Origin of the sequence: Pectobacterium sp. S5, assembly GCF_051707265.1 — a bacterium.
In the GTDB taxonomy this organism is placed as follows: Bacteria; Pseudomonadota; Gammaproteobacteria; order Enterobacterales; family Enterobacteriaceae; genus Pectobacterium; species Pectobacterium polare.
In genome coordinates, this window is the sequence record NZ_JAULSZ010000003.1 from 79,592 (window position 1) to 93,195 (window position 13,604).

General features: G+C 51.9%; 13 protein-coding genes. 9 read left to right on the plus strand and 4 right to left on the minus strand.

The window, feature by feature from the left end:
- The first annotated feature begins 24 nt into the window (after positions 1–24).
- From mutL to QWJ20_RS12875, 8 genes are all read left to right on the plus strand, one after another.
- The gene (gene mutL, locus QWJ20_RS12840; RefSeq protein ID WP_433992698.1) at positions 25–2,037 is read left to right on the plus strand and encodes a DNA mismatch repair endonuclease MutL; all 2,013 of its coding nucleotides are present in this window, start codon (positions 25–27) and stop codon (positions 2,035–2,037) included.
- Positions 2,030–2,971, plus strand: coding sequence for a tRNA (adenosine(37)-N6)-dimethylallyltransferase MiaA (miaA, locus tag QWJ20_RS12845; RefSeq protein ID WP_224073073.1), 942 nt, complete (start codon positions 2,030–2,032; stop codon positions 2,969–2,971). Before mutL ends, miaA begins: the two co-directional genes overlap by 8 nt.
- 113 nt (positions 2,972–3,084) lie before the next feature.
- Positions 3,085–3,384, plus strand: a complete 300-nt coding sequence (hfq, locus tag QWJ20_RS12850; protein WP_010285823.1) for an RNA chaperone Hfq — start codon at positions 3,085–3,087, stop codon at positions 3,382–3,384.
- Positions 3,385–3,478: 94 nt separating this feature from the next.
- Positions 3,479–4,759 (plus strand): ribosome rescue GTPase HflX, encoded by a 1,281-nt coding sequence (gene hflX / locus QWJ20_RS12855; RefSeq protein ID WP_095700693.1) that lies wholly within the window; start codon positions 3,479–3,481, stop codon positions 4,757–4,759.
- A gap of 96 nt (positions 4,760–4,855) precedes the next feature.
- Positions 4,856–6,112 (plus strand): FtsH protease activity modulator HflK, encoded by a 1,257-nt coding sequence (gene hflK, locus QWJ20_RS12860; RefSeq protein WP_095700692.1) that lies wholly within the window; start codon positions 4,856–4,858, stop codon positions 6,110–6,112.
- 3 nt (positions 6,113–6,115) lie between these two features.
- Positions 6,116–7,108, plus strand: coding sequence for a protease modulator HflC (hflC, locus tag QWJ20_RS12865; protein ID WP_039487362.1), 993 nt, complete (start codon positions 6,116–6,118; stop codon positions 7,106–7,108).
- Between the two features lie 127 nt (positions 7,109–7,235).
- Positions 7,236–7,436 (plus strand): DUF2065 domain-containing protein, encoded by a 201-nt coding sequence (locus QWJ20_RS12870; protein ID WP_039487365.1) that lies wholly within the window; start codon positions 7,236–7,238, stop codon positions 7,434–7,436.
- A gap of 99 nt (positions 7,437–7,535) precedes the next feature.
- Positions 7,536–8,834, plus strand: coding sequence for an adenylosuccinate synthase (locus tag QWJ20_RS12875; protein ID WP_095700691.1), 1,299 nt, complete (start codon positions 7,536–7,538; stop codon positions 8,832–8,834).
- Between the two features lie 113 nt (positions 8,835–8,947).
- Here QWJ20_RS12875 and mpl read toward each other — a convergent pair whose 3' ends face one another.
- Entirely contained in the window at positions 8,948–10,333 is a 1,386-nt protein-coding gene (mpl, locus tag QWJ20_RS12880; RefSeq protein ID WP_433992699.1) for a UDP-N-acetylmuramate:L-alanyl-gamma-D-glutamyl-meso-diaminopimelate ligase, read from the minus strand.
- A gap of 169 nt (positions 10,334–10,502) precedes the next feature.
- On the opposite strand from mpl, the gene fbp reads away from it, so the two are divergent.
- Complete coding sequence (gene fbp / locus QWJ20_RS12885) at positions 10,503–11,507, plus strand: class 1 fructose-bisphosphatase (protein WP_039487368.1); 1,005 nt, start codon at positions 10,503–10,505, stop codon at positions 11,505–11,507.
- Between the two features lie 65 nt (positions 11,508–11,572).
- Here the strand turns inward: fbp and ruvX are convergent, their stop codons facing one another.
- The 3 genes from ruvX to gshB all read right to left on the minus strand — a co-directional run bounded on the left by ruvX (position 11,573) and on the right by gshB (position 13,598).
- Positions 11,573–11,992, minus strand: coding sequence for a Holliday junction resolvase RuvX (ruvX, locus tag QWJ20_RS12890; protein WP_109411617.1), 420 nt, complete (start codon positions 11,990–11,992; stop codon positions 11,573–11,575).
- Positions 11,992–12,555 carry a YqgE/AlgH family protein gene (locus QWJ20_RS12895; protein ID WP_095700688.1) on the minus strand — a complete coding sequence of 188 codons (564 nt, stop codon included), beginning with the start codon at positions 12,553–12,555 and terminating at the stop codon, positions 11,992–11,994. Before QWJ20_RS12895 ends, ruvX begins: the two co-directional genes overlap by 1 nt.
- An 83-nt stretch (positions 12,556–12,638) precedes the next feature.
- A complete protein-coding gene (gshB, locus tag QWJ20_RS12900) occupies positions 12,639–13,598 on the minus strand; it encodes a glutathione synthase (RefSeq protein ID WP_010285797.1) in 960 nt (319 codons plus the stop codon).
- Positions 13,599–13,604: the final 6 nt, after the last annotated feature.

A 13,604-nucleotide genomic window follows, 5' to 3' on the forward strand; every position in this document is an offset into this window, starting at 1 on the left:
TGAGGATAGTAAGAGGGATACGCCATGCCGATTCAGGTGTTGCCACCACAACTGGCTAACCAGATCGCTGCCGGAGAAGTGGTTGAGCGTCCGGCTTCGGTCGTGAAGGAGCTGGTGGAAAACAGTCTGGATGCAGGTGCGACCCGGATTGATATCGACATAGAACGCGGCGGCGCGAAGCTGATCCGTATTCGTGACAATGGCTCGGGTATCGGAAAGGATGAATTAACGCTGGCGCTGGCACGTCATGCGACCAGCAAAATTGCGACGCTCGACGATCTGGAAGCCATCGTTAGTATGGGATTTCGTGGCGAAGCGCTGGCGAGTATCAGTTCCGTCTCTCGTCTTACCCTGACATCCCGCACCGCCGAACAATCCGAAGCCTGGCAGGCTTACGCTGAAGGGCGCGACATGGCGGTGACGGTCAAACCCGCCGCCCATCCAGTGGGCACCACGCTGGAAGTGCTGGATCTGTTTTATAACACGCCCGCCCGCCGTAAATTTATGCGCACCGAAAAAACCGAATTCACACATATTGATGAGGTGGTGCGCCGTATAGCGCTGGCGCGTTTCGATGTCGCTATCACACTGCATCATAACGGTAAGCTGATGCGGCAGTATCGTGCTGCGCCCGATAAAAACCAGTATGAACGCCGCCTGGGCAGCATCTGCGGTGCGACGTTTCTGCAACATGCGCTGGCGGTATCATGGCAACACGGCGATCTCACCATTCATGGCTGGGTGGCCGATCCGGTTGGGGCTAAACAATTACCGGATATGCAGTATTGCTACGTGAACCAGCGCATGATGCGCGATCGGCTGATTAATCATGCCATCCGGCAGGCGTATCAGGATCAGCTTAGTGACGAGCAGCAACCCGCCTATGTGCTGTATTTGGAGATCGACCCGCATCAGGTGGATGTCAATGTGCATCCTGCCAAGCATGAGGTACGCTTCCATCAGGCTCGTCTGGTGCATGACTTCATCTATCAGGCGGTGATGTCCGTTCTGCAACAGGCATCCTCACCGGGGCTTGGCATGACAGAGCCGGAGACCGGGAAACCCGTGCAATGGCAGCAGGAAAACCGCACTGCCGCAGGCGAAAACCACTTTGCCCAGCCGTCACGTACCGATAGTTCGCCGTCGTATGGTGGGAAAACGCCTCGCGCGGGTCATTCCGGTCAGGCGAGAGAATCTGCTTATTCCGGCTATCAGCCAGAGAATCCGTACCAGAAGAAGCAAGGTGATCTGTATAAGACGCTGCTGCAACCAGCAGATAACGCAGCAAGTGCACCGTCGTCGTCTGGCGAGCGTATTTCTGTACCGTCGAATCACATTATGTCGCCGGATAGGGTTGTCCCCTCCACGGTATCGCATGACGTACCGTCAAATCGAACTGCGACGGATAACACTGCAACCAGCAATAACAAGCAACGTGCGCCGGTTGAATCACCGCTGGAAAGCCAATCAAACGGTTTTGGGCGGGTATTGACGGTTTATCCGCCGTGCTACGCGCTGTTGGAGTACCATAAGGGATTGGCGATGCTGTCGCTTTCCGTTGCTGAACGCTATCTGAAAGCGGTGCAGTTGACGCCGTCGGAAGAAGGGTTGCGGGCGCAGCCGTTGCTGATTCCGCAGCGCCTGACGTTGAGTAAATCTGAGCTGAACGTGTTGTCTGCCCATCACGCTTTGCTGGCGCGTTTTGGTATTGAAGTCGTGGTTGAGTCACAGCGTGCCACATTGCGTGCCGTACCTTTACCATTGCGCCAACAAAATTTACAAAACTTGATCTCCGAACTGATAGGCTATCTGGCCGACTATCAGACGGTTGAGACACAGCAGGTGGAACCTGGCGAATTGGCATCGTGGATGGCAACGCGATTGCAGAGTGAGCAGGAAAGCTGGAGTCATTCTCAGGCCATACAATTATTGGCGGATGTCGAGCGGCTTTGTCCGCAGTTGGCGAAAATGCCGCCGTCTGAACTTTTATTTATGATGGACATCCAGGATGCCATCAAGGCTTTAAAGCATGAGTGATGTAGAACAAGCGTCGTTGCCGCCCGCCATTTTTATCATGGGGCCGACGGCGTCAGGAAAAACGGCATTGGCAATGGCGTTACGAGAATATTTGCCGGTAGAGTTGATTAGCGTTGATTCCGCCCTCATCTATAAAGATATGGATATTGGGACGGCGAAACCGAGTGCGGAAGAGCTGGCACTGGCCCCGCATCGGTTAATCGATATTCTCGATCCGACAGAATCCTATTCTGCGGCCGATTTTCGCCGCGATGCGCTACGTGAGATGGCGGATATTACCGCCGCCGGGCGCATTCCCCTGTTAGTCGGGGGGACGATGCTGTATTTCAAGGCGCTGCTAGAGGGACTTTCTCCTCTGCCGTCAGCCGATGCTGCTGTGCGTCAACGCATTGAAGATCAGGCAAAAGAAATCGGCTGGGAAGCGATGCATCGGCAGCTCAGTGAGATCGATCCGGTAGCAGCAATTCGGATTCATCCAAATGATCCGCAGAGACTCTCGCGAGCACTGGAAGTTTTTTTCGTTTCAGGTAACACTTTAACTGAACTGACAAAAACGTCTGGCGACGCGCTGCCCTATCAGGTTCATCAGTTTGCTATCGCCCCGGCGACGCGTGAATTGTTGCATGAGCGGATTGAACAGCGTTTTCATCAGATGTTGGCGGCAGGTTTTGAGACAGAAGCCCGGACATTGTTTGCCCGGCATGACCTTCATACGGATATGCCCTCTATTCGTTGTGTTGGTTATCGCCAGATGTGGTCATATTTATCCGGTGAAATTGATTACGATGAGATGGTTTATCGGGGAATTTGTGCGACGCGTCAGTTAGCGAAGCGTCAAATGACCTGGCTGCGCGGTTGGGATGATGTCTGCTGGCTGGATAGCGAGAAACCGACTGAAGCACTGGACAAGGTCATACAGGTTGTTAGTGCATAGGTTGAGTGATTGTGTACAATCGGTGAGTCTCAGCGTGCAAGTTTTTTTACACCGTTATTTTAGAGCCATAGGGTTCTTTGTTACAAACAACATACAAATAAGGAAAATATAGAATGGCTAAGGGGCAATCTTTGCAAGATCCGTTCTTGAACGCTTTGCGTCGTGAACGTGTTCCGGTTTCGATTTATTTGGTTAACGGTATTAAGTTGCAAGGTCAGATCGAATCTTTCGATCAGTTCGTGATTTTGTTGAAAAACACGGTAAGTCAGATGGTTTATAAGCACGCCATCTCTACAGTTGTTCCTTCTCGCCCAGTCTCTCACCATAGCAACAATCCAGGCGGCAGCAACAACTATCACGGTAGTAACACGACTGCTCAGCAGCAGTCGCAGGAAGCTGATGACGCCGAATAAGGCGTATTGTCAATTCACCACGGCGCGGGAGAGCTGGACGCATCGCTCGGCTCCTTCGCTGTGGTGTTTTTTGCTCGTTTGAGAGGTTATTCGCTTGTTTGACCGTTATGAATCAGGTGAACGGGCTATATTAGTTCATATTTTCTTTTCGCAAGATAGAGATACGGAAGATTTGCTGGAGTTTGAATCTCTGGTTTCTTCTGCCGGTATTGAATCCTTGCAGGTTGTTACTGGCAGCCGTAAATCGCCTCATCCCAAGTATTTTGTTGGGGAAGGTAAAGCTGAAGAAATTGCTCAGGTAGTAAAAGAAACTGGCGCGTTTGTCGTGCTGTTTGATCATGCGCTGACGCCTGCTCAGGAACGTAACCTGGAGCGTTTGTGCGAGTGCCGGGTGATCGATCGTACCGGACTGATTTTAGATATTTTTGCCCAGCGTGCGCGTACGCACGAGGGGAAATTACAGGTAGAGCTGGCACAGCTGCGCCACCTTGCGACCCGACTGGTTCGCGGTTGGACGCACCTTGAACGCCAGAAAGGCGGTATCGGTTTGCGTGGCCCGGGTGAAACCCAGCTTGAAACCGACCGTCGTTTATTGCGTAACCGTATCATGCAGATACTGTCGCGTCTTGAACGGGTAGAAAAACAGCGTGAACAAGGGCGCCGGTCACGGGTTCGTGCCGATGTCCCCACCGTTTCGCTGGTGGGCTATACCAACGCGGGTAAATCCACGCTGTTTAACAAGATTACATCGGCGGGCGTCTATGTCGCCGATCAGTTATTTGCCACACTGGACCCAACATTGCGCCGCATTCAAGTGGATGATGTTGGTGATACGGTGTTGGCGGATACCGTAGGTTTTATCCGGCAGTTGCCCCATGATTTGGTAGCTGCGTTTAAGGCTACATTACAGGAAACACGTCAGGCCTCGCTGCTGCTGCACGTTGTTGATGCCGCCGATCCTCGTCTTGACGAGAACATTGAAGCGGTTGATGACGTATTGGCGGAAATTGAGGCAGACGAAATACCTGCGCTGTTGGTAATGAACAAAATTGATATGCTGGATGATTTCGTTCCGCGTATCGATCGCAACGAAGAGAACCTACCGGTGCGGGTCTGGCTTTCAGCACAGACTGGCGACGGTATTCCGTTGCTATTTCAGGCATTGACTGAGCGGCTTTCCGGGGAAATCGCACAACATACTTTGCATCTTCCCCCGCAGGCAGGACGCTTGCGTAGTCGTTTTTACCAGCTTCAGGCAATAGAAAAAGAATGGATTGAAGAGGATGGGCAAATTGGTCTGGTTATTCGTATGCCGATTGCTGACTGGCGCCGCCTCTGCAAAAAAGAGCAGGAACTGATGGACTATATTGTCTGATTTGACTGGCATAAACAGTCTGAACGGTGAAATAGTCTGACGGACTCTGGGATATTGAACCTGAAGAACACCTATCATAAAGAATGGAGCTAAAACATGGCGTGGAATCAGCCCGGTAATAACGGACAAGACCGCGACCCGTGGGGGAGCAGCAGCAATAATGGCGGCAACTCTGGCGGAAATAACAATAAAGGTGGCCGAGATCAGGGGCCGCCGGATCTGGACGACATCTTCCGTAAACTGAGCAAAAAACTCAGCGATCTGGGTGGCGGAAAAGGTTCTGGCTCAAGCAACAGTGGAAATTCTGGTGGCCCAGCATTGGGTGGCCGGATCGTCGGTATCGCTGCCGTCGCTGCGGTTGTCATCTGGGCTGCTACTGGTTTCTATACCATTAAAGAAGCGGAACGCGGTGTCGTAACGCGCTTTGGTAAGTTCAGCCATTTGGTTGGTCCGGGTCTGAACTGGAAACCGACCTTTATCGATTCTGTTCGCGCGGTGAACGTTGAATCGGTGCGTGAACTGGCGACGTCGGGCGTGATGTTGACGTCAGATGAAAACGTCGTGCGCGTTGAAATGAACGTGCAGTATCGTGTCACGCAGCCAGAACAATATCTGTTCAGTGTAACCAATGCGGATGACAGCTTGCGTCAGGCAACTGACAGTGCGCTGCGCGGCGTTATTGGTAAATACACGATGGACAAAATTTTGACGGAAGGCCGTACCATCGTGCGTACGGATACCCAGCGTGTACTGGAAGAAACGGTTCGTCCGTACAACATGGGTATCACGCTGCTGGACGTCAACTTCCAGACTGCGCGTCCGCCGGAAGAAGTTAAGGCGGCGTTTGATGATGCGATTGCCGCACGTGAAAACGAACAGCAATATATTCGTGAAGCGGAAGCGTACGCGAACGAAGTACAGCCGCGTGCTAACGGTCAGGCTCAACGTATTCTGGAAGAGTCTCGCGCTTATAAAACGCGTACCGTTCTGGAAGCTCAGGGTGAAGTTGCCCGTTTTGCCAGAGTCTTACCGGAATATAAAGCTGCGCCAGAAATCACCCGCGAGCGTTTATATATCGAAACGATGGAACGCGTGCTGAGCCATACCCGTAAAGTTCTGGTTAATGACAAAGGGAGCAACCTGATGGTGCTGCCGTTGGATCAGATGCTGCGCGGACAAGGCGGTGAAAATACGCAAAGCAACAACAGCAGTGCTAATCCACTGCGTTTGCCTAGCAACAGCAGCGGTGCGGCGAATAGCAACCAAACGCGTAGCAGTAACAATGGAAATATCATGGATCAGCGCAGAGCAAATGCGCAGCGTGATGACCTCACTCGAGTAGGGAGAGAATAATCGATGCGTAAGCCCTTACTATTTATCTTGATCCTGGTACTGATGGTGGTCTATGCGTCACTGTTTGTGGTGCAGGAAGGCCAGCGCGGCATTGTGATGCGTTTTGGCAAAGTATTGCGTGATGACGAGAATAAGCCGCTGATCTATGTACCGGGATTGCAGTTCAAGATTCCGTTTATCGACTCAGTGAAAATGCTGGATGCACGTATCCAGACGATGGAAAACCAGGCTGACCGCTTTATCACTAAAGAGCAGAAAGACCTGATTGTCGATTCCTACCTCAAATGGCGTATCAGCGATTTCAGCCGCTACTATCTGGCAACGGGCGGTGGTGACATCTCTCAGGCTGAAGTGCTGCTGAAACGTAAATTCAGTGACCGTCTGCGTTCCGAGATTGGTCGTCTGGATGTGAAAGGCATTGTTACCGACTCGCGTGGTCAACTGATGTCTGACGTGCGTGAAGCGCTGAATACCGGTACCGGTGAAACGACCGAAGCCGATAATGCGATTGCTTCTGCTGCTGCGCGTGTTGAGAAAGAGACAACGAGCAACGAACCTCATATCAACCCTAACAGTATGGCTGCGCTGGGTATTGAGGTTATCGATGTGCGAATTAAGCAGATCAACCTGCCAACTGAAGTGTCTGACGCGATTTACCAACGTATGCGTGCAGAGCGTGAAGCGGTAGCACGTCGCCACCGTTCACAAGGTCAGGAGGAAGCTGAAAAGCTGAAAGCGACGGCAGACTATGAAGTTACCCGTACGCTGGCTGAAGCTGAACGTCAGGGACGTATCACTCGTGGTGAAGGGGATGCCGAAGCGGCGAAACTGTTTGCTAACGCATTCAGTGAAGATCCTGACTTCTACTCCTTCATTCGTAGCCTGCGTGCGTATGAAAGCAGCTTCAGTAGTAATCAGGACGTAATGGTTCTCAGCCCGGATAGTGACTTCTTCCGCTACATGAAGTCACCGGACAGTGTGTTGCCACGCCGCTGATAGTCATTAACTGACGTCTTTCATCAAGCCCGGGTTATATCTCCGGGCTTTTTTTTGCCATTTTCTGGCAGAGACAAATCCACGGGTTTTGGTCCTGTTCGTACTTGAAGCGGGAAAAGGGGTTGTTATGAATTCAACGATTTGGCTGGCGCTCGGGCTGGTTTTGGTACTCGAAGGTCTGGGGCCGCTGCTGTTTCCCGGTCTCTGGCGGCGTATGATTTTGGGGATAGCGCAGTTGCCGGATACTATTTTGCGTCGTTTTGGCGGTGGAATAGTTGTTGCTGGGTGCGTGATCTACTACATGTTGCGTAGCCGGATGGGTGGCTAAAATTAAGCGGAAAAATGTGCGCAATCGTGTGCTAAAAGTACTGAAAGCATCCAAATGAGATGGTAGAATCCTTTTTTAAGCAACCTGGTGATTCTTGAAATGGGTAAGAACGTCGTCGTACTGGGCACCCAATGGGGTGACGAAGGTAAAGGCAAGGTCGTTGACCTGCTGACTGAACGGGCTAAATATGTTGTGCGCTATCAGGGCGGACACAACGCTGGCCACACGCTGGTTATCAACGGTGAAAAAACCGTCCTTCATTTAATTCCTTCTGGCATTCTGCGTGAAAATGTTGTCAGCATCATCGGTAACGGTGTTGTGCTGGCGCCTGACGCATTGATGAAAGAAATGACGGAGCTTGAAGCGCGTGGCGTCCCGGTACGCGAACGTCTGCTGCTTTCTGAAGCCTGTCCGTTAATCCTGCCTTATCACGTCGCACTGGATAACGCGCGTGAAAAAGCACGTGGTGCGAAAGCAATTGGTACGACTGGCCGTGGTATCGGTCCTGCGTATGAAGATAAAGTTGCTCGCCGTGGTCTGCGCGTTGGCGATCTGTTTGATAAAGAAACCTTTGCCGTCAAACTGAAAGAGATCGTCGAATACCATAACTTCCAGTTGGTTAACTACTATAAAGCTGATGCTGTCGACTACCAGAAAGTGTTGGACGACGTGTTAGCGATTGCTGATATTCTGACTGCGATGGTCGTTGATGTTTCCGATCTGCTGTACAAAGCGCACCTGCGTGGCGATTTCGTCATGTTTGAAGGCGCGCAGGGTACGCTGCTGGATATCGACCACGGTACCTATCCATACGTGACTTCCTCAAACACCACTGCGGGCGGCGTTGCTACCGGTTCTGGTCTGGGTCCACGCTATGTAGACTACGTACTGGGTATCGTTAAAGCTTACTCTACCCGTGTAGGTGCAGGTCCATTCCCGACTGAACTGTTTGAAGAAGTCGGCGAACATCTGTCTCAGAAAGGTAACGAGTTTGGCGCGACAACAGGTCGTCGTCGTCGTACTGGCTGGTTGGATGCAGTTGCCGTACGTCGTGCGGTACAGATCAACTCGCTGTCCGGTTTCTGCCTGACTAAGCTGGATGTTCTGGACGGTCTGAAAGAGATTAAAATCTGCGTAGGCTATCGTTTGCCGAATGGCACCGAAGTGGATACTACTCCGCTGGCTGCTGAAGGCTGGGAAGGTCTTGAGCCGATTTACGAAACAGTGCCGGGCTGGTCTGAAAGCACGTTTGGCGTGAAAGATCACAGCAAACTGCCGCAGGCTGCGCTGAACTACATCAAACGTATCGAAGAAATCACTGGCGTGCCGATTGATATTATTTCTACCGGCCCAGATCGTAGCGAAACGATGGTGTTGCGCGATCCGTTCGACGCTTGATTTTGCCACCCATTAATAATGGGTGATGCGAAGATGAAAAAGGACGGGATTCCCGTCCTTTTTGCTATCTACCGTTTCGCCGCCGTGATGTAAGCAACGACGGCTTCTACCTGTTATTCCTGAGCTTCTTTCGCCTTCTGCGCTTTGTTCTTCAGGCCATCCAGCAGTTTATTGTGGATGTTGCTGAACCCGCCGTTGCTCATCACCAGAATGTGGTCACCAGGCTGTGCAGTCTTGACGATGTTTTCTACCAGCGTGTCAATATCCGCGCTCCAGTGAGCGGGCTGTACACAGGCTTCCGCAACTTCTACCACTTGCCATGGAATATGTACTGGCTGGAATAGGAAAACTTCATCGGCGCGGCCTAATGACGGTGCCAGTTCGTTTTTGCACATCCCCAATTTCATGGTGTTCGAGCGGGGTTCAAGTACGGCCAGAATACGCGCTGTACCGCCAACTTTGCTACGTAGCGCCGACAGCGTCGCCAGAATCGCAGTCGGGTGATGCGCAAAATCGTCATAAACCGTGACGCCATGCTCTGTACCACGTAATTCAAGGCGACGGCGCGCGTTGATAAATCCACCCAGTGCGCGGCAAGAATCAGCAGGGAGTACGCCAACGTGGTGAGCGGCAGCGATGGCCATCAGCCCGTTGTGCATGTTGTGTTCACCGACCAGCTTCCAGTGGACTTCACCGACGAGTTCTTTATTCAGGTAAACCTGATATTGGCTGGCATCGGTCGATACTTTTTGTGCCCGCCATGTGCCTTCTTCACCAACCAGTTCCTGCTCACTCCAGCATCCCATTCCCATCACCTGTTTGAGGTTAAGGTCATTGGCTGGCAGGATGATCTTCCCGCTGCCCGGCACCAGTCGCACAAGATGATGGAACTGTTTCTGAATGGCTTTCAGATCGTCAAAGATGTCGGCGTGATCGAACTCAAGATTGTTGAGCACCAGCGTTCTTGGGCAGTAATGTACAAATTTGGATCGTTTGTCGAAGAACGCACAGTCATATTCATCGGCTTCGAGCACCATGAACGGGCTGTCACCCAAGCGTGCGGAAACGGTGAAGTTACCAGGAACGCCACCGATCACAAAGCCGGGCTGGTAGCCGCAATCTTCCAGAATCCAGGTGACCATCCCCGCCGTGGTGGTTTTGCCATGTGTGCCCGCAACGGCAATCACCCAGCGATCGCGCAGCACATAATCATGCAGCCACTGTGGACCGGAAACATAAGGTAAACCCTGTTCCAGCACGGCCTCAACGCACGGGTTTCCGCGCGTCATCGCATTACCGATGATGATCAAATCAGGAGCGGGGCTAAGCTGTGCCGGATCGTATCCCTGAATCAGCGTGATTCCCTGCTCTTCAAGTAAGGTACTCATGGGGGGATAAACATTTGCATCTGAGCCTGTGACATCATGCCCCAGCGAACGAGCAAGCAGGGCAAGGCCACCCATAAAGGTGCCGCAGATACCTAAAATATGAATACGCATACATTTTCCATCTTCACAGTGAGTCTGCGTCACATTCTAACGCTATGAATCCGCCATAAGAAATGGATTTGACTAGGTACTCACTTTCTCTTTGGGCTACACTGCATGCGCAAACGTTGGCGGTGCAGAAATGAAACCGCTTTTCATCCGTAGATTCTGGAATAGTGTTATGAAAACGTTAGGCGAATTTATCGTCGAAAAACAGCACGATTTCTCTCACGCCACAGGTGAGCTTACCGCGCTGCTGTCTGCTATTAAACTGGGTGCCAAGATTATTCACCGTGATATCAATAAAGCGGGTCTGGTTGATATCCTGGGAGCCAGCGGTATTTCTAATGTTCAGGGCGAAGTGCAGATGAAGCTCGATCTGTATGCCAATGAGAAACTGAAAGCTGCATTAAAAGCACGTGGTGAAGTGGCAGGTATTGCCTCCGAAGAAGAAGACGAAATTGTTATCTTTGAAGGTGATAAGGCGGAAAATGCCAAGTATGTGGTTCTGATGGATCCGCTGGACGGTTCGTCGAATATTGATGTGAACGTCTCTGTCGGTACGATTTTCTCTATTTATCGTCGTATTACGCCGCTGGGTACGTCAGTCACGGAAGCTGACTTCTTGCAGCCGGGTAGTCAGCAGGTTGCTGCGGGTTACATCGTTTACGGTTCTTCAACCATGCTGGTGTATACCACGGGTCACGGCGTTCACGCCTTTACCTACGATCCGTCGCTCGGTGTGTTCTGTCTCTCGCATGAAAAAGTTTGCTTCCCGGAAAAAGGGAATATGTATTCCATCAACGAAGGGAACTACATCAAGTTTCCTGCCGGCGTGAAGAAATACATCAAATACTGTCAGGAACAGGATGAAGAGACGCAGCGTCCTTATACGTCGCGTTACATCGGTTCACTGGTCGCAGATTTCCACCGTAATCTGCTGAAAGGCGGAATTTACCTGTACCCAAGCACCGCGAGCTATCCGAAAGGCAAACTGCGTTTGCTGTACGAATGCAACCCGATGGCGTTTCTGGCGGAGCAGGCGGGCGGTAAGGCTAGCGACGGTAAAAACCGTATTCTGGATATCACGCCAGAGAAACTGCATCAGCGCTCACCGTTCTTCGTAGGAACAGAATCCATGGTTGATGACGTCGAACGTTTCATCCGTGAATTCCCAGATGCCTAATTAACATTAATTAGTCGTTGATATAGTCCCGTGTGTTCGGATCCTCGGCTACACGGGATTATCTTTTAAAGCTGTGCTTCGAACCAACTCTCCAGAATAATCACCGCAGAGGCAGCGTCTACGCTCCCTTTATCCAGCGCTTTAAAGCCACCGCGTTCGAAGAGATCGGCTCGCGCTTCCACCGTACTCAAACGTTCATCGTGTAGCTCAATAGCAATGCCAAAACGGCCATGCAGTCGGTTAGCGAACTTCCGTGCCCGTGCCGTCAGCGGTTGCTCGGTGCCATCCATGTTGAGCGGCAGGCCGACGACGACCAGATCGGGCTGCCATTCTGACAACAGCTTCTCCACTTTTTGCCAGTCAGGTATCCCTTCCTGTGCCTTGAACGATGTCAGTGCGCGTGCCGTACCGGTAATTTCCTGACCGATAGCGACACCGATGCTTTTTGTCCCAAAATCAAAGGCAAGAATGGTTCTGCTGGCCATCAGGCATGTCCTGCTTCAGTGGAGATATTATGAATATCGATGCCCAACTTTCTGGCCGCCGCCCGCCAGCGTTCGGCAATGGGCGTATGGAACAGAATGTCTTGATCGGCTGGCGTTGTTAGCCAGGCATTATCCAGCAGTTCCTCTTCCAACTGACCGTTCTCCCAAGCGGAATAGCCTAAGGCGACCAGCGTATTTTTCGGCTGCTGGGGTGTGCCTAGCGTTTCCAGCACGTCTTTTGACGTGGTGATCATGGTGTCTTCAGAAATACTGATGCTGGAACCGAAGCCGGGGCAGGGCGTATGCAGGATAAAGCCACGGTCATCCGCCAGTGGGCCACCCACAAAGACGGGTTTATCCAATCGGATGGCGGGATCGCGCGGTGTTGGGTCTATTTTTAGCTTTTCCAGCACCTTTTCCACGGAAAACTGATCCATCGGTTTGTTGATGATCAGCCCCATGGCTCCGTCTTCATTATGTTCGCAGATATAGACCACCGAACGTTTAAATACAGAGTCCTGTAGCGCTGGCATAGCAATGAGGAAGTGATGCTGTAAATTCATTGTGTATTTTAATCGATATCCGTCAGCGTTGGAGAAACGGCCCGTATTGCGCGGGCCGGGTAGCGTATCAGGTGTCTCTGGTCTTAGCGGGTACGTGCAGCCAGACGCTTTTCAATGGCGTCCATCAGCATACCGGTGATGGAAACATCCGGGTAAGCCGCTTCGATTTCACGCACGCAGGTCGGGCTGGTGACGTTAATTTCTGTCAGGCGGTCACCGATAATATCCAGACCGACGAAAATCAGGCCTTTGGCTTTTAACGTTGGTGCGACATCACGGGCGATTTTCCAGTCGCTTTCGGTCAGCGGACGTGCTTCGCCGCGACCACCGGCTGCCAGATTACCACGTGTCTCACCGCTTTTCGGGATACGCGCCAGGCAGTAAGGAACGGGTTCGCCGTCCACCACCAGCACACGCTTGTCGCCGTCTTTAATTGCAGGCAGATAGTTTTGCGCCATGCAGTAGCGGGTTGCGTGTTCGGTCAGCGTTTCGATGATGACTGAGACGTTGGCATCATCCTGCTTCAAACGGAAAATAGACGCGCCGCCCATGCCGTCGAGCGGTTTGAGAATGACGTCGCCGTGTTTTTCATGGAACTGACGCAGTTTGTCTGCACGACGCGTAACGAGCGTATCAGGGGTCAGATGCGGGAACCAGGCGGTGAACAGCTTCTCATTGCAATCACGCAGGCTCTGCGGCTTGTTGACGATCAGCGTGCCTTTTTCTTCCGCACGTTCAAGGATATAGGTGGCGTAGATGAATTCCGTGTCGAACGGCGGATCTTTACGCATCAGCACCACATCCAACTCTTCCAGCGCAATATCCTGCTCGCCGGAGAAATCGTACCAGCCGTCGTAATCGTACTGGACGCTCAGGCGACGCGTTGTTGCGCGCGCGACGCCCGCATGCATATAGAGATCGTTCATCTCCATATAATGCAGTTCCCAACCACGGCGCTGTGCTTCCAGCAGCATGGCAAAGCTGGTGTCTTTCTTGATATTGATGGTGTCAATCGGGTCCATCACGATACCGAGTTTGATCATTCTTTT

What these genes read in the sequence shown, in the direction of transcription:
- miaA (WP_224073073.1), top strand. Translation starts at nt 2,030, where the DNA reads ATGAGTGATGTAGAACAAGCGTCGTTGCCGCCCGCCATTTTTATCATG.
- mutL (WP_433992698.1), top strand. Translation starts at nt 25, where the DNA reads ATGCCGATTCAGGTGTTGCCACCACAACTGGCTAACCAGATCGCTGCC.
- gshB (WP_010285797.1), bottom strand. Translation starts at nt 13,598, where the DNA reads ATGATCAAACTCGGTATCGTGATGGACCCGATTGACACCATCAATATC.
- hflC (WP_039487362.1), top strand. Translation starts at nt 6,116, where the DNA reads ATGCGTAAGCCCTTACTATTTATCTTGATCCTGGTACTGATGGTGGTC.
- QWJ20_RS12875 (WP_095700691.1), top strand. Translation starts at nt 7,536, where the DNA reads ATGGGTAAGAACGTCGTCGTACTGGGCACCCAATGGGGTGACGAAGGT.
- hfq (WP_010285823.1), top strand. Translation starts at nt 3,085, where the DNA reads ATGGCTAAGGGGCAATCTTTGCAAGATCCGTTCTTGAACGCTTTGCGT.
- QWJ20_RS12870 (WP_039487365.1), top strand. Translation starts at nt 7,236, where the DNA reads ATGAATTCAACGATTTGGCTGGCGCTCGGGCTGGTTTTGGTACTCGAA.
- mpl (WP_433992699.1), bottom strand. Translation starts at nt 10,333, where the DNA reads ATGCGTATTCATATTTTAGGTATCTGCGGCACCTTTATGGGTGGCCTT.
- QWJ20_RS12895 (WP_095700688.1), bottom strand. Translation starts at nt 12,555, where the DNA reads ATGAATTTACAGCATCACTTCCTCATTGCTATGCCAGCGCTACAGGAC.
- ruvX (WP_109411617.1), bottom strand. Translation starts at nt 11,992, where the DNA reads ATGGCCAGCAGAACCATTCTTGCCTTTGATTTTGGGACAAAAAGCATC.
- hflK (WP_095700692.1), top strand. Translation starts at nt 4,856, where the DNA reads ATGGCGTGGAATCAGCCCGGTAATAACGGACAAGACCGCGACCCGTGG.
- fbp (WP_039487368.1), top strand. Translation starts at nt 10,503, where the DNA reads ATGAAAACGTTAGGCGAATTTATCGTCGAAAAACAGCACGATTTCTCT.